The 20704-nt window shown below is 74.9% G+C and carries 18 protein-coding genes and 1 riboswitch; of the genes, 7 read left to right on the top strand and 11 right to left on the bottom strand.

The genetic code is table 11. The annotated features are described in order from the left end of the window. Nucleotides 1-719: 719 nt before the first annotated feature. Nucleotides 720-1565, bottom strand: coding sequence for a bifunctional 5,10-methylenetetrahydrofolate dehydrogenase/5,10-methenyltetrahydrofolate cyclohydrolase (locus ACWFQ8_RS05085; RefSeq protein ID WP_453784880.1), 846 nt, complete (start codon nucleotides 1563-1565; stop codon nucleotides 720-722). A 65-nt stretch (nucleotides 1566-1630) separates the two neighbouring features. Beyond that, nucleotides 1631-1731, bottom strand: a riboswitch (ZMP/ZTP riboswitch). Nucleotides 1732-1787: 56 nt separating this feature from the next. On the opposite strand from ACWFQ8_RS05085, the gene ACWFQ8_RS05080 reads away from it, so the two are divergent. Then, a complete protein-coding gene (locus ACWFQ8_RS05080; RefSeq protein ID WP_453784796.1) occupies nucleotides 1788-2549 on the top strand; it encodes a methyltransferase domain-containing protein in 762 nt (253 codons plus the stop codon). Nucleotides 2550-2765: 216 nt separating this feature from the next. Next, entirely contained in the window at nucleotides 2766-4346 is a 1581-nt protein-coding gene (locus ACWFQ8_RS05075) for an RNA polymerase sigma factor (RefSeq protein ID WP_453784795.1), read from the top strand. Between the two features lie 272 nt (nucleotides 4347-4618). Here the strand turns inward: ACWFQ8_RS05075 and ACWFQ8_RS05070 are convergent, their stop codons facing one another. The 4 genes from ACWFQ8_RS05070 to ACWFQ8_RS05055 all read right to left on the bottom strand — a co-directional run bounded on the left by ACWFQ8_RS05070 (nucleotide 4619) and on the right by ACWFQ8_RS05055 (nucleotide 9394). Beyond that, the gene (locus tag ACWFQ8_RS05070) at nucleotides 4619-4969 is read right to left on the bottom strand and encodes a hypothetical protein (RefSeq protein WP_453784794.1); all 351 of its coding nucleotides are present in this window, start codon (nucleotides 4967-4969) and stop codon (nucleotides 4619-4621) included. Between the two features lie 247 nt (nucleotides 4970-5216). Further along, nucleotides 5217-6629, bottom strand: coding sequence for an amino acid permease (locus ACWFQ8_RS05065; protein ID WP_453784793.1), 1413 nt, complete (start codon nucleotides 6627-6629; stop codon nucleotides 5217-5219). Nucleotides 6630-6704: 75 nt separating this feature from the next. Continuing rightward, a complete protein-coding gene (locus ACWFQ8_RS05060; protein ID WP_453784792.1) occupies nucleotides 6705-8807 on the bottom strand; it encodes a phage holin family protein in 2103 nt (700 codons plus the stop codon). A 182-nt stretch (nucleotides 8808-8989) separates the two neighbouring features. Continuing rightward, entirely contained in the window at nucleotides 8990-9394 is a 405-nt protein-coding gene (locus tag ACWFQ8_RS05055) for a hypothetical protein (RefSeq protein WP_453784791.1), read from the bottom strand. A 148-nt stretch (nucleotides 9395-9542) separates the two neighbouring features. Here ACWFQ8_RS05055 and ACWFQ8_RS05050 point away from each other — a divergent pair, with 148 nt between their 5' ends. From ACWFQ8_RS05050 to ACWFQ8_RS05040, 3 genes are all read left to right on the top strand, one after another. Further along, the gene (locus ACWFQ8_RS05050; RefSeq protein ID WP_453784879.1) at nucleotides 9543-10319 is read left to right on the top strand and encodes an MBL fold metallo-hydrolase; all 777 of its coding nucleotides are present in this window, start codon (nucleotides 9543-9545) and stop codon (nucleotides 10317-10319) included. Then, the gene (locus ACWFQ8_RS05045; protein ID WP_453784790.1) at nucleotides 10316-10954 is read left to right on the top strand and encodes a DedA family protein; all 639 of its coding nucleotides are present in this window, start codon (nucleotides 10316-10318) and stop codon (nucleotides 10952-10954) included. Before ACWFQ8_RS05050 ends, ACWFQ8_RS05045 begins: the two co-directional genes overlap by 4 nt. Nucleotides 10955-11053: 99 nt before the next feature. Beyond that, nucleotides 11054-11518 (top strand): MarR family winged helix-turn-helix transcriptional regulator, encoded by a 465-nt coding sequence (locus tag ACWFQ8_RS05040; RefSeq protein WP_453784878.1) that lies wholly within the window; start codon nucleotides 11054-11056, stop codon nucleotides 11516-11518. 19 nt (nucleotides 11519-11537) lie between these two features. On the opposite strand, the gene ACWFQ8_RS05035 is transcribed toward ACWFQ8_RS05040, so the two are convergent. From ACWFQ8_RS05035 to ACWFQ8_RS05025, 3 genes are all read right to left on the bottom strand, one after another. Continuing rightward, on the bottom strand, nucleotides 11538-12659 hold the full coding sequence (locus ACWFQ8_RS05035) for an MBL fold metallo-hydrolase (RefSeq protein ID WP_453784789.1): 1122 nt from the start codon (nucleotides 12657-12659) through the stop codon (nucleotides 11538-11540). A gap of 49 nt (nucleotides 12660-12708) precedes the next feature. Further along, complete coding sequence (locus tag ACWFQ8_RS05030) at nucleotides 12709-13935, bottom strand: aminotransferase class I/II-fold pyridoxal phosphate-dependent enzyme (protein WP_453784788.1); 1227 nt, start codon at nucleotides 13933-13935, stop codon at nucleotides 12709-12711. Between the two features lie 184 nt (nucleotides 13936-14119). Then, nucleotides 14120-14692 (bottom strand): TIGR03086 family metal-binding protein, encoded by a 573-nt coding sequence (locus tag ACWFQ8_RS05025; RefSeq protein WP_453784787.1) that lies wholly within the window; start codon nucleotides 14690-14692, stop codon nucleotides 14120-14122. Between the two features lie 205 nt (nucleotides 14693-14897). Between ACWFQ8_RS05025 and ACWFQ8_RS05020 the strand changes: the two genes are divergently transcribed. Further along, the gene (locus tag ACWFQ8_RS05020; RefSeq protein ID WP_453784877.1) at nucleotides 14898-15710 is read left to right on the top strand and encodes a methyltransferase domain-containing protein; all 813 of its coding nucleotides are present in this window, start codon (nucleotides 14898-14900) and stop codon (nucleotides 15708-15710) included. A 27-nt stretch (nucleotides 15711-15737) separates the two neighbouring features. Here ACWFQ8_RS05020 and ACWFQ8_RS05015 read toward each other — a convergent pair whose 3' ends face one another. After that, nucleotides 15738-16313 carry a GNAT family N-acetyltransferase gene (locus ACWFQ8_RS05015; protein WP_453784786.1) on the bottom strand — a complete coding sequence of 192 codons (576 nt, stop codon included), beginning with the start codon at nucleotides 16311-16313 and terminating at the stop codon, nucleotides 15738-15740. 35 nt (nucleotides 16314-16348) lie between these two features. Here ACWFQ8_RS05015 and ACWFQ8_RS05010 point away from each other — a divergent pair, with 35 nt between their 5' ends. Next, entirely contained in the window at nucleotides 16349-17134 is a 786-nt protein-coding gene (locus ACWFQ8_RS05010) for a hypothetical protein (protein WP_453784785.1), read from the top strand. 106 nt (nucleotides 17135-17240) lie between these two features. Here ACWFQ8_RS05010 and ACWFQ8_RS05005 read toward each other — a convergent pair whose 3' ends face one another. After that, nucleotides 17241-19253, bottom strand: a complete 2013-nt coding sequence (locus ACWFQ8_RS05005; protein ID WP_453784784.1) for a S9 family peptidase — start codon at nucleotides 19251-19253, stop codon at nucleotides 17241-17243. A 10-nt stretch (nucleotides 19254-19263) separates the two neighbouring features. Then, nucleotides 19264-20703 (bottom strand): M20/M25/M40 family metallo-hydrolase, encoded by a 1440-nt coding sequence (locus ACWFQ8_RS05000; RefSeq protein WP_453784783.1) that lies wholly within the window; start codon nucleotides 20701-20703, stop codon nucleotides 19264-19266. Nucleotide 20704: the final 1 nt, after the last annotated feature.

Here is a 20704-nt window from a genome sequence, read left to right as displayed (position 1 = left end):
CTGGGCCCGGCGAGACGGCCGCCGAGCTGCTGCTGGTGCCGGTCCAGTCGTAGAACCCACGAGATGTGGCAGCCGAGCGGCGCCGCAGTGGCCGTGACCGTCGAGGGCACGCTCTGGGCCGCGCCGGCCTTCCCGCCCCGTCGCACGCGGCCCGGCTGCCAACGGGCGTGGAACGGGATGACCCGCCGCCGCCCCACCCGCGCTCGCAGTTCCGGCCGTCCGGCGATGCGCGAGGGAGTCGGACATCGAAGCCGGGGCGACCCGTTCGACAGCGCCGTCCACGCGGAGGTGGACGCACAGCCAGAACGACACCGCCTGCCCGATCCAGTACCGCCCGGAGCTCGTCGACGCTGTCCGGCCGAGGCCGACCTGATCATGGACAGGCTGACCGAATATCGCCCCCGTCAAGTTCCGAAGCCAGAGAGCACGTGATTGACGTCGCCGCACCGGTCGTCCGCCCGCGCCAGGGCCGTGAGGGCGTGAGCGGCCGCCGTGATGCCGGGGCCGAGGTAGGACCGCGCGGCGGGCGCCGAGGAGCGGTCGGCGTCCGGCCGCCGGGCAGCGCCGGGAGCGAGGCCATCGGTACGCGGGCGATCTCGACGGCCTTCGCCGTGCCGCGCGAGCTCGCGAGGCCGCCCTTGGCCGGGGGGAAGCGGAACGCCCCGGCCACGGGGGGCTCGGGGCGATTCTCGCGGTGAGGGTGCGTGACGCGGTGGAGGTCAGAGGTGCGCGAGGTCCAGGTCGGCCTGCGCGGCGGCCGCCTGGACGGTCTGCTCCAGCAGGACGGCGATGGTCATCGGGCCCACGCCGCCCGGGACCGGGGTGATCAGCGAGGCGCGGGCGGCGGCGGACTCGAAGTGGACGTCGCCGACGTTGCCCTCGTTGTAGCCGGCGTCCAGGACCACGGCGCCCGGCTTGATGTCCTCGCCCCGGATGAACTCGGCCTTGCCCACGGCGGCCACGAGCACATCCGCCTGGCGCACGATCGAGGGCAGGTCGACGGTGCGCGAGTGGCAGTAGGTGACGGTGGCGTTCTTCTCCAGCAGCAGCATCCCGGCCGGCTTGCCGAGGATCGCGCTGCGGCCGACGACCACGGCGTGCTTGCCGGTCAGGTCGACGTCGTAGGCCTCCAGCAGGCGCATGATGCCGCCGGGGGTGCAGGAGACGAAGCCCGGCAGCCCGAAGCCCATGGCGGCGAAGGAGTGCATGGTGACCCCGTCGACGTCCTTGCCCGGGGCGATGGCCTCGAACGCGGCGCGCTCGTCGATGTGGTGCGGGACCGGGTGCTGGAGCAGGATGCCGCTGATCGCGGGGTCCTCGGAGAGCTCGGTGAGGGTGGCCACCAGCTCCTCGGTGGTGGTCGCGGCCGGCAGCTCCACGTGGCGGGAGGTGATCCCGGCCTTGGCGCAGCGGTTCTGCTTCATGCGCACGTAGGTCACCGAGGCGGGGTCCTCGCCGACGAGCACCGTCGCCAGGCAGGGCGCGGTACCGGTGCGCTCGGTGATCTTCGCCGCGTGGGCGGCGGTCTGCTCCGAGATGCGGCGGGCGAGGGCGGTGCCGTCCATCAGTCGGGCGGTGGCAGTCGTCACGGGGTCTCCTGAACGTCGCAGCGGATCGCGGATCACGGATCGCGGTTCGCCCAGGCGCGCGGCAGTCGACGCACGGAGGTACGCCGGGCGCCGGGCCGCTCCCCGGTGGTGATCCACCCGAACGCCAGTCACGGCCCACGGCCACTGTAGTCGACTTGTCCGGTGGAAGGCGGGCGCCCGACCTGGGACGATCGCTCCATGACGCGTACTTTCGACCATCTCGTCGCCGAGGCCGAGTCGGTCTCCGTGGACGGCTGGGACTTCTCCTGGCTCGACGGCCGGGCCACCGAGCAGCGGCCCTCGTGGGGCTACCAGGGGCTCCTGCGTCGGCGTCTGGCCGCGGTGCGGTCCGTCCTCGACGTCCAGACCGGCGGGGGCGAGGTCCTGGCGGGGGCCGGGCCGCTGCCGCCCTTGACGGTGGCCACCGAGTCCTGGCCGCCGAACATCGACAGGGCGACCCGGCTGCTGCACCCGCTCGGCGCGGTCGTGGTGGCGGACACCGACGAGCCGCCGCTGCCCTTCGGCGACGAGGCCTTCGAGCTGGTCACCAGTCGGCACCCGGTGACCATCTGGTGGGACGAGATCGCCCGGGTGCTGGAACCGGGCGGCGCCTACCTCTCCCAGCAGGTCGGTCCGGCAAGCGTCTTCGAGCTCGTCGAGTACTTCCTCGGGCCGCAGCCGCAGGACGTCCGGCGGGACCGGCACCCCGACGACGCGGTCGCCGCGGCCGCGCGGGCGGGCCTGGAAGTCGTCGAACTGCGCTCCGAACGACTGCGTACGGAGTTCCACGACATCGGAGCCGTGATCTACTTTCTGCGGAAGGTGATCTGGATGGTGCCCGGCTTCACGGTCGGGCAGTACCGGGACCGGTTGCGCGAGCTGCACGAGCAGATCGAACGCGAAGGCCCGTTCGTCGCGCACACCGCCCGCTTCCTCATCGAGGCCCGCAAAACGGGCTGACGGGGAGGGCGGACGGAACCACGCCGGATCGGTTGCGCGGCCACAGCGTGGCGCAGGTCACTCAATTCAGCGCGTAACGAATCGACTCGGGCATGCGATGAACCGACAGGTGTCCTCGCGCGGCCCGGAATACAGACCCCCCTCGGGTCTGTTTCCCGAGTTCGCGCGATGATGGCCCGCCCACCCCTTATTTTTGTTCGCAACGAGAGGCTCCTTGTGTCGCTCAGCCCGTCCCGTACGTTCCCTCCGGAGATCGCCGAATCGGAGGCCCTCGTCACGCTCGTCGAGCGCGGCCGCGAGCAGGGTCACATCAACGGCGACGACGTGCGTCAGGCCTTCGAGGCCGGACGCATCCCGGTGGACCAGTGGAAGCGGGTCCTGCGCAGCCTGAACCAGGTTCTCGACGAGGAGGGTGTCGCCCTTCACGTCAGCGCGGCCCCCGCCACCAAGGCTGCCGCCAAGAAGCCCCGCAAGGCCGCCGCCGCCCCGGCCCGCGCCGTGACCAAGAAGGCGGTCGCGGCGCCCCGGCCCATCGGCGCGCGCAAGACCGCGGCGACCGTCCCGGCCACCGCCACGGCGATATCCGCTCCGACGTCACCCGCCCCCGCGGACGAGGCGTCGGCCGAGGTCGCCGCCGAGCCGAAGAAGCGGACGGTCAAGAAGACCGCCGCGAAGAAGACCGCCACCAAGAAGACCGCGGCGAAGAAGACCAGCGCCAAGGACGCCGACGAGGGCGAGACCCCCGTGGCCGTGGGCGAGGACTGGGCGGCCGAGGACCTCGCCGACGAGGCCGAGGAGGAGACCCCGAAGGCCGGCGGCACCCAGGGCTTCGTGCTGTCCGACGACGACGAGGACGACGCCCCCGCGCAGACGGTCATGGTGGCCGGCGCCACCGCCGACCCGGTCAAGGACTACCTCAAGCTCATCGGCAAGGTGCCCCTCCTCAACGCCGAGCAGGAGGTCGAGCTCGCCAAGCGCATCGAGGCGGGCCTGTTCTCCGAGTACAAGCTCGAAGAGGAGGAGGACCACAAGCCCGCCTTCAAGCGCGAGCTGGAGATCCTCGTCGAGGACGGCCGACGCGCGAAGAACCACCTGCTGGAGGCCAACCTCCGCCTCGTGGTCTCGCTCGCCAAGCGCTACACCGGCCGCGGCATGCTCTTCCTGGACCTGATCCAGGAGGGCAACGTCGGCCTGATCCGCGCCGTGGAGAAGTTCGACTACACCAAGGGCTTCAAGTTCTCCACGTACGCGACCTGGTGGATCCGGCAGGCGATCACGCGCGCCATGGCCGACCAGTCGCGCACCATCCGCATCCCCGTCCACATGGTCGAGATCATCAACAAGCTCGCCCGCGTGCAGCGCCAGATGCTCCAGGACCTCGGCCGCGAGCCCACTCCGGAGGAGCTGGGCAAGGAACTCGACATGACCCCGGAGAAGGTCATCGAGGTCCAGAAGTACGGCCGCGAGCCGATCTCCCTGCACACCCCCCTGGGTGAGGAGGGCGACAGCGAGTTCGGTGACCTCATCGAGGACTCCGAGGCCGTGGTCCCGGCGGACGCCGTGAGCTTCACCTTCCTCCAGGAGCAGCTCCAGTCCATCCTGGGCACCCTGTCCGAGCGCGAGGCGGGCGTGGTCTCCATGCGCTACGGCCTCAACGACGGCCAGCCGAAGACCCTGGACGAGATCGGGCGGGTGTACGGGGTCACCCGTGAGCGCATCCGCCAGATCGAGTCCAAGACCATGTCGAAGCTGCGCCACCCGTCGCGTTCGCAGGTGCTGCGCGACTACCTCGACTAGAGCGTCCGTCGGGAGCCTCGGGCCGGTCGGAAGACCGGCCCCCGGGGCGTGAACGGCAGGGAGGCGCCCTGCGGAACGGACAGGCGTGCTCGCGCCGGATCCGCAGGGTGTCGCACCAGCCGTCCGTGATCATCGGGACCGGCGCCCCGGGCGGGAAGTCCCTCGCCGACCGCGATGCCGCCAGGCCTCGACCCCGGACGTCCCGCGCGTGGGCCGCTACCTCCCGCCCGAGGAGGGACCTCCAGCCGGGGATCGACCTGCCTGCTGCGGGGTCAGTGGATGACCCGGTAGCTGCGCCAGGGCAGGCTGGCGGGGGCCGTCACGTTCGAGAGGGTGGTGGCGACGTAGATGCCCTCGTCGCGCTCGCCCCGCTCGCAGTTCGCGGTGCGGTACAGGACGATGTCGACGAGGGTGTTGTTCTCGACGTGGGTGGCGCCCTTGGGCACGCCGATGCGGTGGCAGCCCCGCACCAGGGTGTTGCTGTAGGTCACCTCGACCGGTGAGTCGTGGCCCCGGAAGCTGAGCATGCCCACCGTGCTCCGGCCCAGACCCGAGCAGGCGGTGGCGGTCAACAGCAGTGCTGCTGCCCCGGTCATGACGCCGATACGCCGGCGGTGGGTCATGGCGCGGTCCTCGTCTGTGCGGTGGCGGCTGTCAGTGGCCACAGCCTGCCCCGCGGCCGGAGGGACGGCATCCGGGGTGTGGCCAACCGGGTGAAGGGACGCCCCGGGCCGAGGCCTCCGGGCCGATGCCCCGAGCCGATGCCCCGAGCCGACGCCCCGAGCCGACGCCCCGGGCCGACGCCCCCGGGCCGATGCCTTCGAGCTGGCGCCCCCGGGCCGGTCCGCGCGCACCGGCCTGCGGGCGGCCTCAGGCGGCGCCGGCGTCCGCGGCCCGCCGGGCCCGGCGGGCCGCCATGACGGCGTACACGAGCACGCCCGCGAACAGGAACAGCAGGCCCTGGTAGACCGCCGCGTAGCCGGAACCGGCCACGAGCCACATCGAGAAGGCGAAGGCCAGTCCGGCCAGTGCGGCGTCGCGGACCAGCCGGCCCCGGTGGACGCGCTCGGACCGGCCCGAGAGCAGGAAGTAGACCTGCGCGGCGGTGGAGAGCAGGTAGGGGACGGTCGCCGTGAAGGTGGTGACCAGGACCAGGACCTCGAAGACCCCTTCCGGGCCCGCCGTGTAGTTGTAGAGCGTCAGCGCCGAGGCCAGAACGACGGTCACCAGCACGCCGACGACCGGGACGCCGCGCCTGCGCGTCTCGAAGACCTTGGGGAAGAGTCCGTCCCTGGCGGCGGCGTACGGGGTCTGCGCGCTGAGCAGGGTCCATCCGTTGAGCGCGCCGGCCATCGAGACGACGGCGGCGCAGGCGACGACCGTGCCGCCCCAGGTGCCGCCGAACATGGCGTCGACGGCGTCGGTGAAGGGGGCCCGCGAGTCGACGAGCCGGTCGTGGGGGACCAGCCCGAAGACGGCGAGGGTGCCCAGGAGGTAGACGGCGGCGGCGCCGGCCGTGCCCAGGACGGTGGCCCGTCCGACGTTGCGGGCCGGGTCGCGGACCTCGCCGGCGCTGACCGCCGCGGACTCTACGCCCAGGTAGCTGAACAGCAGGATCGCCGCGGCGGCCGAGACGGCGCCGACGGCGCTCTGCTCGGTGGCCCGGAAGGGGCCGAGGTTGGCCGGATCGAAGAAGAACAGCCCGCCCACGGCGACGAGCAGCAGCGGGGCGAACTTCAGCACGGTGGAGACGAGTTGGACGGCCCCGACCCAGCGGGTGCCGGCCAGGTTCGCGAGCGCCGGGAGCCACTGCACGGCGAGCGCGGCCAGGCACATGGACCACTTGCGCTCCCCGACGGCGGGGAAGAGCACGCTCAGGTAGCCGACGGCGGCGACGGCCAGCGCCGCGTTGGAGACCCAGGTGGTGATCCAGTAGCTCCAGGCCGCGAGGAAGCCGGCGAAGTCGCCGAAGGCGGCGCGCGCGTAGACGTACGGGCCGCCGGTCTGCGGGTGCCTCCGCGCGAGGCGTCCGAAGACCAGGGCGAGGGCGACGGCTCCGAGGGTGAGCACGCCGAAGGCGACGAGGCTGATGGTGCCGAAGGGGGCGACCGAGGCGGGCAGGAGGAAGATGCCGCCGCCGATGATGTTGCCCATGACCAGGCAGGTGGCGACGGGCAGCCCGAACCTCCGGGCGTGCCGGTCGCCCTGCGGGCCGGGCTCGGCGGCTTCCGGAGGTCCGGGGGCTGCGGGTGCCTCGGCGGGCAGGGCTGCGGTGCTGGTCATCGGGGGTGGGCCTCGGAGCGTCTCACATGGTGGGCAGGTCAACCCATGGTTGACCACCGGGCGGACGGTGCAAAATCAGCGGGTTTCGTCCCGTACGGAACCCTCCGTGGAAGGAAAGATTCCGCCTGCTGCGCGCTCCGGCCGGGGATTCTTCAGGGGCACCTGCGGACCCCGCGCCTCCCGGAGCCAGCGCCTCAGGACGCCGTGCACGGCCTCCGCGCCCACCAGGTCGGCGGCCGGCTCGGACAGCTCCACCGGCCACATGAGGAACGCGTGCCCCTGCTCCCCGCCGAGCCCGCCGTGCGAGCCGATCTGCTCCTCGAAGGCGTGGACGGCGCCCGTGTCCGGGTCGTACGCCGAGTTCACCATGACGTCGGCGACGTGCGGGAAGCCGTCGGTACGGCGGACCGCCTCGGCCGCGCCCGGTCCGAAGCGCGCCAGCATCTCCTCCGCCTCGCCCGGGACGTCGAGGCGCGCCACCGCTCCGCCCGGACCCAGTACCTCCCCGTCCACCAGCAGGAAGCCGACCCCCGGGTGGTTGGCGAGGGTCGGCAGCAGGGCGGGGTGCGCCCGCTCGATCCACGCGCGGGTGGCCCGGCCCGGCTGGTCGGGAAAGGAGATCAGGGCGAGGTTGCCCGAGGCGAGGACCACCGGGTCCGAACCGGGCCCGGGGTGAGCCTCCTCCCCCTCCTCGACCGGCCGGTGCAGAGCCGCCAGGAACGCCGCCCGGGCCTCGGCGCCGCTGCGGGTGCGGCCGGCCCGGCGCGGCACCGGGAGTCCGCAGCCCGCCCGGACCAGGTTCTTCAGGGTCAGGCCGTACCGGCTCAGGAAGGTCTCCCCCGCGCTCTGCCCGTGGTCGGAGAGCAGCACGATCCGGTACTGCCGGGGTGCGTGCTCGGCGACCCGGGCGATCAGCGCGAGGCTGCGGTCGAGGCGGGCGAGGACCTGGTCGGTGTCCCTGCCGCGCGGACCGGAGTGGTGCGCCACCTCGTCGTAGGCGACCAGGTCGGCGTAGACGGCGGTGCGCCCGGCGAGCATGTCGCCGATCACCGCCGCCACCACCACGTCCCGCTCGACGACGGTGGCGAAGGCCCGGATCACCGGGTAGAGCCCGCCGCGCGCCACCCTCGGCCTGTCGTCGCGCAGCCGCGCCCGCAGCGACTGGCCGACCTCGCGGCCCGCCTCTGCGACGAAGGACAGCGTGGTGCGGACGGCGTTGGCCGGATCGGAGAAGTACGCGAAGTACCCCGCGCGGGACCGGTTCGCCCGGCCGCGCCGGGCCGAGACGGACAGGACGAGCGCCAGCTGGTCCGCGCCGCCGCTGAACAGGTTGCCCCGGCTGGCCCCGTCGAGCGTGAGCAGCCCCCCGTCCCCGGTGCGCGCCACGGCGCGCCGCTGGAGCTCGGCGGCGCTGGTGGGGCGGTTGCAGACCACCACCTCGCCGGTGTCCTTCTCGTACCAGCGGAAGGCGGGCACGTCGAAGGTGGAGCCGTGCAGGATGCCGAGCTGGCTGGCGCCGGTCTGGCTGGACCAGTCGGTGCGCCAGGACACGAGGCGGTGGCTGCGGTCCAGCCAGTCGGCGACCGCGGGCATGAGGCCCCGGGCCGCCGCGTGGCGCAGCACCTCGTGGCCGACCCCGTCGAGCTGGAGGACGATCAGGCCGGGCGCCGCCACGTCGCGGCCGGGCGCGCCCGCGCGCCGCTGCCGGCGGCGGCGGTCGGCGAGCCGGTAGAGCCGGCGCCTATAGGCCTCGTCGTCGCGCACCGCGAGTGCGGTCGACGTCGCCGAGGCCACCGCCGACATCACGGCGGCCACCACGACGGCGGTCTCCGGGGCCACCTCACCCCGCCCGGCCGGGATCAGGCTGAGCGCGATCAGCAGCAGCGAGCCGTTGAGGAAGAAGACCAGCAGGCCGAGTACGAGGGCGGGCACCAGCAGCAGGGCCCGCACCAGGACCGGCCAGACCAGTGCGCTCAGCAGGCCGAAGGCCCCGGCGCCCCAGGCGGCGGTCAGCCCGATCCGCGTGACGCTGTCGCCGGCGCCGGCGCCGGCACCGGACTGCAGCCGGAAATCCGGCAGGATGCCGGCCAGTACGAGCATCGTGAGGGTGGACACCGCCCATACGAGGACCACCCGTACCAGGGCACTGCCCGCGCTCCGCCACCGCCCTCGCAACACGCCGCACCCGCCTCACCGCTCCGGCCCGCGACCCGCCCGCGCGCCCCCGCCCCGTCCCCCCAGGCTCGCACAGCGGTGCGGGCCGGGCCGGGCGGCACGGGGGGCGCACGGGCGGGCGGCCGGGGCCGGGCGGGACCGGTGGTCGGGCCGCGCGGACGTCCCCGGCCGCGGCCGGTCGGGGCTCAGGTGCCGTCGTAGCCGGCGGTGGGCATGGAGAGGCGCCGGTGCACTTCCGCCTTCATCGCGGAGGTGTACGGCGGCTCCTCGTGCCCCGCCGTCTCCAGCCGTACGCCGCGCCGCTCGCACTCGGCCGTGAACTCCTCGACGGAGCGCAGGGCCCGGGTCAGCACCCGGTGGTTGGCGGCGACGAAGAGGTCCACCTGCCCGTCGTCGATGTCGGACCAGAGCCCGCAGTGGTCGGGACGGAGCCCGTAGCCCAGCAGGTGGCGCGTCACGACGTAGCCCCGGTCGGCGGCCCAGCGCGCGCACACGGCGTGCTGGCTCCGGGTGTCCACGGCGAACGGGTCGACGTCCAGGTCTTCGAGCGGGGCCAGGCTGGCGATCGCGGCCACGCGCAGCGCTTCCATGCGGCCCGACCCTACTCCGATCCGCCGCCCGGGAGGACGGAACGACGGCATCCGGTTCCGGACGCGCGGACGGGGCAGGCTCCAGTGCTGTGGGCCTCCCGGCCGCAGCACTAGGCTCGTGAGCGAGACGGCAGGAGAGGCGGCCCCGATGCCCGTGGAGATCACCTGGTGGGGGCACGCCACGTGCACCGTCGAGGACTCCGGGGTGCGGCTGCTGACGGACCCGCTGTTCACCCGGAGGCTGGCGCACCTGCGACGGCGGCGCGGGGCGCCGCCCCCGCCCGCGGCGGCCGTGGCGGACGCGGTGCTGGTCTCGCACCTGCACGCCGACCACCTGCACCTGCCGTCGCTGGCCCGGCTCGCGCCCGGCACCCGGCTGCTGGTGCCCCGAGGTGCCCGCCGGGCGGTGCCGGGGCTGGCCCGGATCGCGGGCGCGCGCCGGCTGGCGGTGACGGAGGTGGCGCCGGGCGACGTGGTCGGCGTACGGAACGGGGTACGGGTGCGGGCGGTCAGCGCCCGGCACGACGGACGGCGGTTGCCGTTCGGTCCGGCCCTGGCCCCGGCCCTGGGGTACGTGGTCGAGGGCGCGGCGCGCACGTACTTCGCCGGGGACACGGGGCTGTTCGACGCGATGGCCCGGGAGGTCGGTCCGGTGGACGTGGCACTGCTGCCGGTCGGCGGCTGGGGCCCGTGCCTGGGTCCGGGACACCTGGACGCGGGGCGTGCGGCGGTGGCACTGGCCGAGCTGGCCCCGGCAGCGGCTGTCCCTGTGCACTACGGCACGTTCTGGCCGATCGGCATGGACGCGGTGCGGCCGCACGAATTCCACGCCCCGGGCGCGGAGTTCGAGCGAGCGGCGCGGCGGCTCGCACCGAAGGTGACGGTACGGGTACCCGCGCACGGCGAGCGGGTGCGACTGCCGTGACCTGGTGCGACGCGCTCGCGGCGGCCGGCCGGGTGCCGCCGGAGACCACCCAGCAGGCGGTGGGCTACCCGGCGCTGTTCGTCCTGGTGGCGCTGGGCGCGCTGGTGCCGGTGATCCCGACGGGGGCGCTGGTGAGTTCGGCGGCGGTGGTGGCGTTCCACCACCAGTCGCTGCCCTGGGGGGTGGCGCTGGTGGTCGCGGTCGCGGCGGTGGCCGCGTTCGCCGGGGACCTCGCCCTGTACTGGCTCGGGCAGCGCGGGGTCGGCTCGCGGAACGGCTCGCGGAACGGCTCGCGGTGGCCGGCGACGCTGCGCGGCCGGGCCACTCCCGAGCGGCTGGAGCGGGCGCGGACGAAGCTCGACGAGCACGGCGTACGAATCCTGGTGCTCTCCCGGCTGGTTCCGGCGGGCCGCATCCCGGTGATGCTGGCCTGCCTGCTGGCGCGGATGCCGCTGCGCCGGTTCGCCCGCGGCGCCGCCCCGGCCTGCCTGGCCTGGGCGGCGACGTACGGCCTCATCGGAATCCTGGGCGGTTCGCTGTTCGCCGAGCCCTGGAAGGGCGTGGCAGTGGCGGTGGGGCTGACCGTGCTGATCAGCGCGGGCCCGGCGCTGTGGCGCCGGATCCGGCCGCGCTGAAAAATTCCCACTGGACCTCAAGTGCGGTTCAGTTCCTAGGCTCTGGGATGTCGGACGCGGATGTCGGACGATGTCACGAGCGAACGGAGCACCATCACCATGGAGTACTCGCACAGCGACGCCGAACTGATCCGGCAGCCCGTCGGTTACTGGACCTGGGCCGCCTACGACGCGGTCGTCAGCCGTACCCGGGGCGCCCTCGCCGGGATCGGCACCACCCAGCCGCAGTGGTGGGTGCTCGCCCGGGTCGCCCTGGCCCCGGAGGGCCGCGGCCAGGGCCGGGACGAGGTGGTCGAGACCCTGCGGGGCTACCTGGCCACGGGCGAGGAGGCGATCGCCGAGGAGATCGACACCGCGATCGCCCGGGGCTGGATCGACCAGGACGACGCCCGGAACCTCACGCTCACTCCCGAGGGCAGGCGCTTCTACGGAGAAGCGGCCGCCCTGCAGGGCCGGTTGTGGGCCGAGCGCCACGAGGGCATCACGGACGAGGAGTACCTCACCACCCTCAAGGTGCTCCAGCGCCTCATCCACAACACGGGCGGCAAGGCCTGGCACCACTAGTGCGCGGCCGGTCACGGCGCTAGGGAGCGGTGTCCGGGACGGGCAGGGTGCGGGAGGCGCCGATGGGAAGGTCCCAGAGGTGGTCGCGCGGGAGGCCGGCCCGGCTCCAGGCAGCCAGGACCCGCTGGAGGGGTTCCAGCACCGGTTCGGCGGACAGCACGAAGGTGGCCCAGTGCATGGGGGCCATCCGGCGGGCGCCGAGGTCCAGGCAGGCCTGGACGGCCTCCTCCGGGTCGGCGTGGACGTCGCTGAGCCACCAGCGGGGGGCGTAGGCGCCGATCGGCAGCAGGGCCAGGTCGATGCCGGGGTGGCGGCGGCCGATCTCGGCGAACCAGTGGCCGTAGCCCGTGTCCCCCGCGAAGTAGAGCCGCCGCGGCTCCGGGCTGCGGGTGTCGGTGAGGACCCAGCCGCCCCACAAGGACCGGCAGGTGTCGGTCAGGGACCGCTTGGACCAGTGGTGGGCCGGTACGAACTCGAAGCGGACACCGTCCAGTTCGGCCGCCTCCCACCAGTCCAGCTCGGTGACGCGGGTGAAGCCCCGGCGGCGGCACCAGCGGGCGAGACCGGCCGGGACGAAGAGGGCCGTGTGCCGGGGCAGCCGCTTGAGGGTGGGTACGTCGAGGTGGTCGTAGTGGTTGTGGCTGATCACCACCGCGTCCACGGCCGGCAGGTCCTCCCAGCGGACCCCGACGGGGGTCATCCGGCTCGGGGTCCCGAGGATTCGTCGGGACCACACCGGGTCGGTCAGCACGGTCAGGCCGCCGGTCCGGAGCACCCAGCTGGCGTGCCCGGCCCAGGTGACGGAGACCGAGCCGGGGGCGGAGGCGGGCAGCGGGGCGGGTTCGAACGGCAGGTCGGGGATGCCGCGCAGCCCTTCGGGGCCCGGCCGGAAGGCTCCCTCGCGGGCCAGCCGGGCGAAGGCGCGGACGCCGGGCAGCGGGGTGGTCAGCCGGTCGGCGAAGGAGCGCGGCCAGCGGCGGTGCTCGCCGAGGGGGCGCGGCGCGGCGGGGCGCGTCTGCGACCGCTCCGGCTGCTCCGAGCGCTCTGGCTGCTCCGGCCGCTCCGGCCGGGGTGCGGGCCGGCGGGCGACGGGTGGCTGGGCCTTCCCCTCGGCGGCGGGGGCGTCCGTCTGGTCCCACATCGAGAAGTCTCCGTTCACCGCGCGTCGGATCGGGAAGGCGGGCGGGTGGTCAGGCCGGCCGGGTCAGCTCGGCCAGGACCGAGCGGAGGTGGTCCAGGGAACGCCGTACGTGCGGGAGCCCGAGCGGGTCACGGGCGGTCAGGGCGGCCAGCCGCTCCTCCGGGGTGGCGCCCAGCAGCGGGCCGGTCGACAACCTGACGCGCAGCGCCCCCAGTTCGTCCGCGAACCGCTGTCCGCCCGGTGTCGGCGCGCCCAAGCGGGCGCCGAGCCAGTCCTCCAGCTCCATGGCGTCGCCGACTCCGTGCCGGGCCAGTCCGGCGCGCAGCGGGGTCAGGTCGGCGTAGAGGTGGCGGCCGGCCTGCGGGGGCCGGGAGAGGGCGCCGACCGCGAGGAGTTCGCGGTGCGCGGCGGCGGCGACCGCCCCGTGCAGGGCGGCGGCCGCGCGGGCGCGTCCGGCGACGGCGTCCGGTTCGTCGAGGGCGTGCGCGGCGGCCCCGGCGACGGGCCCCGCGACCAGGGCGCCGGTGGCGGTGAGCACGTCGAGGGTGCGGGCGCGCAACCACGTACCGCGCGGGGTGTCGGGGAAGCGCAGCACGGCGGCCGGCCAGCCGGCGGGCAGCAGCGCTCCGGCCAGGTCGAGCAGGACGGCGGCGCGGTCGGGCAGCATTTCGGCCGGGCTGAGGACCAGGGTGTCGCGCGGCCGGTGCACGGTGTCGCGCCAGCTCTCGTCGCTGACCACGAACAGCCCCGCGGCCTCCGCCGCCTCGCAGGCCTCGCGCAGCAACTCGGGCGGCGGCACGGTCGCCGTGGGGTCGTCGGCCACCGAGAGCAGGAGCACCCGCGGATCGCCGCCCTCCGCCCGTACCCGGGCCACGGTCTCCAGCAGCGCGTACGGGTCCGGTACGCCGCCGCACTCGGCCGGGGTCGGCACGTGGTACGCCCGCCCTCCCAGCAGCCGGACCTGCGGCGTCCACCAAGCGGGACAGGGCCGGGGCAGCATGACGTCGCCGCCGAACGCGCCGAGCAGTGCCAGCAGCAGCGCGGGGGCGCCGGGGCCGGCGGCCACGCACTCGGGGGCGGTGGCGAGCCCGCGCCGTCCCCAGTGCCGGCAGGCGGCCTCGCGGACGGCCTCTCCGCCACCCGGGGGCTCGGGCGCGGAGCGGTCGGCGGCCGAGGCGAGGACCGAGACGAGTTCGGGCAGCACGGGCAGGCCCGGCTGGGGCGCGGGCGGCCCGTACCGGACCGGGCCGCGGCCCTCCGCCACCGCTCGCTGCATCCCCGCCACCGCTTCCCCGCCTTCCGCATCCGTCCCGCCGTGTGTGCCCGCTCCGCTGCGCCCGCCGTCCCCGTGGCCGCGCCCGCGCCGCCGGCGCCGGTGACCGGGACCGCGCCCGCCCGGCTCCTCGTCTGCCTCGTCTGCCCTTTATACGATTATTTGGAACGGTACGCCCGCTGTCCGGTCATCCCCGCCTGCCGAGCAGCCCGAGCAGCCTGGTCTGCGCGTCCGCTCCCGCGGGCACGTCCACCGGAGGCGCGTACATGCCGCCGGCCGCGAGCCCGTCCGCGTACGGCATGACTTCGTCGAGGGAGAACCCGACGAGGCCGTCGGGCAGTCGGTCGTCCGCGCCGATGCCCCGCGAGAGGTCCCAGGTGTGCACCACGCAGTCGGCGGTCAGCTCCGAGCAGTACGCCGATCCGAGCGCGGGACCGTACGAGAGCCGGACGGTCCGGTCGAGCGCCCCCGGAGCGGCGAAGGCGGCCATCGCGGCGGCCGAGGCACGGTCGAAGGCGGCGGCCGGGTCCTCGCCCAGGACGTCGCCGGAGAAGGCGTCGCCGAGTTCCTCGGCTGTCCGGCCCTCGGTGACCAGCGGCGGTATCCACAGCTGCTCCCCGGTCACGTGGTTGACCACCTGGCGCACGGACCACTGCGAGCAGGGGGTCGGCGCGTCCCACTGGTCCGGCGCCACGGAGCGCACCCGGTCCCCGAAGAGCCGCAGCGCCTCGGCGTGCCGTTCGAGCAGCGTGTCCGGCATGGCTCCCACCGTCCTCCGCGTCGGGTCGCCCCCGCTGCTCACTCTCCTCCGCGCCGTACGACCCTGCCACCTTCCCGCCCCCTCACCATGGCGGGAAAGGAGGGTGTCCACATGTCAATACGCCTGTCTCGTATGGCGGTCGGACGTCCTACGGTGGGAGCACCACTTCGAAGAGGAGGGCCGTTCCATGAAACAGGGCCGGGTCATGAACGCCGGGAGCGCCGTCTACACGCACGGACACCACGAGTCGGTGCTGCGCTCGCACCGGTGGCGGACGGCCGAGAACTCCGCCGCCTACCTGATCGGGGAGCTGCGGCCGGGGATGTCGGTGCTGGACGTGGGCTGCGGCCCCGGCACGATCACCGCCGACCTGGCGGAGCTCGTCGCGCCGGGCGGCCGGGTCACGGCCGTCGACGCCGCGCCGGAGGTCGTCGAGCGGGCCCGGGCGTACGCGGCGGAGCGCGGCCTGACCGCGGTGGAGTTCGCCGCCGCGGACGTCCATGCCCTGGACTTCCCGGACGACTCCTTCGACGTGGTCCACGCCCACCAGGTGCTGCAGCACGTCGCAGACCCGGTGCGGGCCCTGGGCGAGATGCGCCGGGTGTGCCGGCCGGGCGGGATCGTGGCGGCGCGGGACGCCGACTACGCGGCGATGACCTGGTACCCGGCCGCCCCGGGCCTGGACGAATGGCTGGGTCTGTACCGGCGGGTCGCGCGCGCCAACGGAGGCGAACCGGACGCCGGGCGCCGGCTGCGGACATGGGCCCGCGGCGCGGGCTTCACCGAGGTGGCCTCCTCGGCCACGGCCTGGTGCTTCGCGACCCCGGAGGAGGTCTCCTGGTGGTCACGGCTCTGGGCGGACCGTACGACGGCCTCCGGGTACGCGGACATCGCCGTCCGGGGCGGCCACGCGACCGAAACGGAACTGACGGCCGCCGCCGCGGCCTGGCGGGCCTGGGGCGCGGACCCCGACGCCTGGTTCTCGGTCCTGAACGGCGAGGTCCTGTGCCGCGCCTGACCCGCGGGCCCGCGCCCGACCGTGCCCTCATCCTGTGCGACGCGCCCCCCGCGGGGCCCGCATCTCGGCCGTCAGGGCCCAGCGTTCGTGGTCCCGCCACGCACCGTCGACGTGGAGGAAGTCCGGGGAGAGGCCCTCCATGCGGAAGCCGTGCGCTCCCACGAGCCCGATCGAGGCGGCGTTCCCCGGCTGGATGTTGGCCTCCAGCCGGTGCAGCCCGAGGCCGTGCGGCTCCGGGGCGAAGGCGTGGTCGAGGACCAGCCCGAGGCCCTCGCCCATCAGTCCGCGGCCGGCGGCGTGTGCGAAGGCGCCGTAGCCGAGGGCGCCGCACTCGAAGGCGCCGCGGACGATGTTGTTGACGTTCACGAAGCCGGCGACGGCGCCGGTGGCGAGCTCGCAGACGAGGAACCCGGCGCGCCCGGCCCCCTCGGTCAGCCGGGCCGCCCAGGGCTCGTACTCCCGCGGGGTGGCGGGCGGGAACAGCCAGGGCCGGTGCATCTCGCGGCTCTCGCGCACGCGGGCGGTGAACTCGGGCCCGTCGGCGGTCCGCGGAGGCCGAATGCCCACCCTCGGCCCTTCCCGGAGGTAGGTCGGAAAAGTCATCGCCCCAGGTTAGACCGTGTGGCACGATCACCGGCGTGATCATTGACGACATCGACGCGCGGCTGCGCCGCGCCGTGCTCAACAACGCCGGCTGGTGCCACGCCGTATGCGCGGCGCACGGTCTGCCGGGGGGCTTCGGGGACGGGGCCGCGGTGTGGGCGAGCGCCGAGCGGACGCCGCCGCTCTACCCGGACGCCATCACGCTGGACGCGTCCGTGTCGGCCGAGGGCGTGCTCCTCGGCATCGACACGGACGGTTCCGGCTGCTCCGTGAAGGACAGCTTCGCGCGTCTGGACCTGGACGGCGACGGCTTCGAGGTGATCGTCGAGGCGCAGTGGATCCACCGCCCGGCCGGCGCCCCGGTCCCGGCCGCCGCCGACGGCGGGGACGGCGGGGACGGCGGGGACGAGGACCTGGTGTGGTCGCGGGTCGGCTCCCCGGCGGAGCTGGAGGCCTGGGAGGCCGCCTGGGGCGGCGAGGAGAGCACCGGCCTGTTCCGGCCGGAGCTCCTGCGCGAGGACATCGCCTTCCTCGCGGGCCGCTCCGGGGGCCGGATCGTCGCGGGGGCCGTAGGCAGTCTCGGCAGCGGCGTCGTCGGCGTGTCCAACCTCTTCACCGACGAGGAGGAGCGGGCGGACGCCGTGTGGGCGGCGGTCCTCGCGCGGGTCACGGCGCTGTGGCCGGACGCGGACGTGGTCGGCTACGAGTCGGGTGACGACCTGGACGCGGCGCTGCGGCACGGATTCGCCCCGCTCGGCCCGCTGCGGGTGTGGCTGCGCACCGGCGACCGGACCCGCCACCTGCGCCGCCGCGCCGAGTAGGCCCCCGCACGGCCCGCCGAGGACGGCCGCGATCAGCGGGGCGGCGTACAGCGACACCGTCAACCGCGGGTTCCGCGGCCGGAACCCGGTCGTCGGGCGGGTGTTCTCAGTCGGACAGGGCCAGGCGGGGGATGTCGGTCCGCTCGATCCCGAAGACCTGCGCGTAGAGGGACAGTTCCGCCTCCAGCGCCCGGACCATGGTCCGGGCCCGCCGAAAGCCGTGCCCCTCACCCTCGAAGGCCACGTAGGCGTGCGGGACCGGGCGCCCGCGCAGTGCGGCCAGCAGCCGCTCCGCCTGGGCGGGCGGGCAGACCGCGTCGTCCAGCCCCTGGAGCAGGAGGAACGGCGCCGTGATCCGGTCGGCGCGGGCCACCGGGGAGCGTTCGCGGCAGCGTACGGCGAGGGTCTGCGGCGGCCCGGCGAGGCCGTCGATGTAGTGGGACTCCAGGTCGTGCGTCTCCTCGGCGAAGCCGCGCAGGTCAAGGACCGGGTAGCTGATCGTGGCGCAGGCGTACAGGTCGGTGGCGGCCAGCGAGGCGGCCGCGGTCCAACCGCCGGCGCTGGCGCCCCGGATGGCGAGCCGGTCCGGGTCGGCGGTGCCCTCGGCGGCCAGCGCCCGGGCGACCGCCGCGCAGTCCTCCACGTCCACCACGCCCCACTGCTCGCGCAGCCGCTCCCGGTAGGCCCTCCCGTAACCGGTGGAGCCGCCGTAGTTGACCTCGACCACGCCGATGCCGCGCGAGGTGAAGTACGCGATGTGCAGGTCGAGCACGGGCGGCACGTGATCGGTGGGGCCGCCGTGCGCCCACACCACGTACGGGGGCAGTTCGTCGGCGGCGGCCCGGCAGGCGGGGTGGTGCGGCGGGTAGACGTGGGCGTGGATCTCGCGGCGGTCGGGGCCGTGGAAGGTCCGGCTCTGGGGCTCCGGGTAGTGGGCCGGGTCCACCCGGTCCGACGCCTGCGCGCCGACGGCGCGGGCGTGCCCGGTCGCGGTGTCCAGTTCCACCACCTCGTACGCGCTGCGCGGGCTGGCCGCGACCCCGTAGACGCGGGTGCCGCACACGGCGAGGGTCGGCTGCCAGGCCGTCCACGGGCCCGCCGCGTCCACCAGGTCCCCGCTCTCGGGGTCCAGGACGCCGAGCACCGCGGAGCCCCGGCCGTGCAGGACGGCGACGAGTCCCGTGCCCCCGGCCGTGGAGGTGTCGCCGGGGATCGGCGCGAGCCAGCGCAGTCCCGGTTTCCACAGCGGGCCGCCGAACTCCTCCTCACGTGGGCACAGTTCGACCGCCCCACCGCTCCGCGGGTCCACCCGGTACGGGTTCCACCAGCCGCTCCGGTCGCTGACGGCGAGGAGCGCCCCGCCCACCGTCCACTCCACCTGGGCGACGGATTCTCCGGGACCGCCGAGCACCGTCCGGGCCCCGGTCAGCGCACCGTCGCCGGTGATGTCGGCCAGCACGAGCTCGGTGCCGTCCCAGGGCATCCTGGGGTGGTCCCACACCAGCCGGGCGGCGTACCGCCCGTCCGGGGACAGCCTCGGCCCGGTGCTGAAACGGTGCCGGTCGTCCGTCAGCTCCCGTACCGCGGCGCGGTCGTCGGCCGCCGACCCGTCCAGCGGTACGGCGGCCAGGCAGCGCCGTACGTCAGTGGGCGCGGGGCCGGTGAACTCCTCCATCACGCACCAGACCTCGCCGCCGCGCAGGACCGGGTCGGCCCAGCGCAGCCCGCCGCCGATCCCGGAGAGGGGCGTCAGGGGCCTCGGTCCGGCGCCGCCGGGGGCGTCCGGTTCGTACGCGTACAGCCGCTGGTCGGCGAAGTGGACGAAGACCAGCAGGGGGCCGCCCCCGGGGCGCGGCGCGCCGGTCCAGGGGGTGCCGCCGTACTCCGTGAAGCGGCTGCGCACGTTCCACGGCGCGGGGAGCACGGTGGTCTCGGGCCCCCCGTCGACGGGGTGGCGGACCAGGGCCCGGCGGCCGCCCTCGTCCGGGCGGGGTTCGGTCCACCACACCTCGGACCCGACGGCGCCGACGTACTCGGGCCGCCCGTCGAGCGAGGCGGCGAGGGCGGCGTCGATGGGCGAGGGCCAACTCCCGTAGGGCAGGGTCGCGGCGGCGGTCACCGGGGCCTCCTCACAGCGTCCGCAGCGCGTGGTCGAGGACCCGGACGCCGAAGTGCAGGGCGTCCACGGGGACCCGCTCGTCCACGCCGTGGAAGAGGGACCAGTAGTCGAAACCGGGCGGAAGCTTGAGCGGGGAGAAGCCGTAGCCGGTGATGCCGAGCCGGGAGAACTGCTTGGCGTCGGTGCCCCCCGCCATGCAGAACGGCACCACGTGCCCGCCGGGATCGAACCGCTCGACGGACTCGCGCAGGACGGCGTAGGTCCGCCCGTCGACGGGGGCTTCGAGCGCCACCTCGCGGTGGTGGAACTCCCACCGCACGTCGGGACCGGTGAGGGCGTCCAGAGCGGCGGCGAACTCCGCCTCACCGCCCGGCAGCATCCGCCCGTCCACATAGGCGGTGGCCTGCCCGGGGATCACGTTCACCTTGTAACCGGCACTGAACATCGTGGGGTTGGCGCTGTTGCGGACGGTCGCCGCCACCAGGTCGGCGGCCGGGCCCAGTTCGGCGAGCGCCGCGTCGAGGTCGAAGTCCGGAGCGTGCGGGTCCACCGACCGGCCCTGGGAGCGCGCGAGTTCGGTGATGCAGGCGGCGACGGTGGCGGTGAGCCGCACCGGCCACCGGTACTCCCCGATCCGCGCCACGGCGGCGGCTAGGCGGCTGACGGCATTGGCCCGGTTGGGCTTGGAGCCGTGTCCCGCGGTGCCGTGCGCGGTCAGCTTCAGCCAGGCGGTGCCGCGTTCACCGGCGGCGATGGGGTAGAGGTAGCGGCCGGGGCCGATGTGCACGGTGAAGGCGCCGGACTCGCCGATGCCCTCCGTACAGCCCTCGAACAGCCGCGGATGGTGGTCGGCGAGGAAGCCCGAGCCGTCGACCGCGCTGTCCTCCTCGTCGGCCGTGAAGGCGATCACGATGTCCCGCCGGGGCCGTACGCCGGCCCGCGCCCAGGCCCGTACGACGGCCAGCACCATCGCGTCCGTGTTCTTCATGTCGACGGCGCCGCGGCCCCAGACCACGCCGTCCCGGACCTCGCCGGAGAACGGGTCGACGCTCCACCCGGCGGCGTCGGCCGGCACCACGTCGAGGTGGCCGTGCACCAGGAGGGCCGCCGCGGTCGGGTCGGTGCCCTCGACACGGGCCACCACGTTGGTGCGGCCGGGGGTCCGCTCCAGCAGGACCGGCTCCAGGCCGGCGGCGGCGAGCCGCTCGGCCACGTACTCGGCGGCGGGGCGCTCGCGGCAGTCGCCACCGCCCCGGTTGGTGGTGTCGATGCGGATGAGGTCGGAGGTGAAGGCGACGGCCTCGTCGAGCGCGGTCCGGTCCACGGCGGGGACCTCGGCCCCGTCGGGAGCGGATTCCGCGCGGGGGGCCGGTGGCGGGACCGGGGTCCGGGCCGGGGCCTGGGGGCGGGCCGGGGCCTGGGGGCGGGCCCCCGGGGCGACTGCGGGCATG

This window comes from Streptomyces sp. NPDC055254 (assembly GCF_053606025.1).
Note: the sequence above shows the minus strand (reverse complement) of the source record. Positions and strands in the feature narration are given on the sequence as shown.

Bases quoted from the DNA above. Each gene is read 5' to 3' on its own strand.
- ACWFQ8_RS05085 (WP_453784880.1), bottom strand. From the start codon at position 1,565: ATGGACGGCACCGCCCTCGCCCGCCGCATCTCGGAGCAGACCGCCGCC.
- ACWFQ8_RS05080 (WP_453784796.1), top strand. From the start codon at position 1,788: ATGACGCGTACTTTCGACCATCTCGTCGCCGAGGCCGAGTCGGTCTCC.
- ACWFQ8_RS05070 (WP_453784794.1), bottom strand. From the start codon at position 4,969: ATGACCCACCGCCGGCGTATCGGCGTCATGACCGGGGCAGCAGCACTG.
- ACWFQ8_RS05065 (WP_453784793.1), bottom strand. From the start codon at position 6,629: ATGACCAGCACCGCAGCCCTGCCCGCCGAGGCACCCGCAGCCCCCGGA.
- ACWFQ8_RS05055 (WP_453784791.1), bottom strand. From the start codon at position 9,394: ATGGAAGCGCTGCGCGTGGCCGCGATCGCCAGCCTGGCCCCGCTCGAA.
- ACWFQ8_RS05050 (WP_453784879.1), top strand. From the start codon at position 9,543: ATGCCCGTGGAGATCACCTGGTGGGGGCACGCCACGTGCACCGTCGAG.
- ACWFQ8_RS05040 (WP_453784878.1), top strand. From the start codon at position 11,054: ATGGAGTACTCGCACAGCGACGCCGAACTGATCCGGCAGCCCGTCGGT.
- ACWFQ8_RS05035 (WP_453784789.1), bottom strand. From the start codon at position 12,659: ATGTGGGACCAGACGGACGCCCCCGCCGCCGAGGGGAAGGCCCAGCCA.
- ACWFQ8_RS05030 (WP_453784788.1), bottom strand. From the start codon at position 13,935: ATGCAGCGAGCGGTGGCGGAGGGCCGCGGCCCGGTCCGGTACGGGCCG.
- ACWFQ8_RS05025 (WP_453784787.1), bottom strand. From the start codon at position 14,692: ATGCCGGACACGCTGCTCGAACGGCACGCCGAGGCGCTGCGGCTCTTC.
- ACWFQ8_RS05020 (WP_453784877.1), top strand. From the start codon at position 14,898: ATGAACGCCGGGAGCGCCGTCTACACGCACGGACACCACGAGTCGGTG.
- ACWFQ8_RS05015 (WP_453784786.1), bottom strand. From the start codon at position 16,313: ATGACTTTTCCGACCTACCTCCGGGAAGGGCCGAGGGTGGGCATTCGG.
- ACWFQ8_RS05000 (WP_453784783.1), bottom strand. From the start codon at position 20,703: ATGCCCGCAGTCGCCCCGGGGGCCCGCCCCCAGGCCCCGGCCCGCCCC.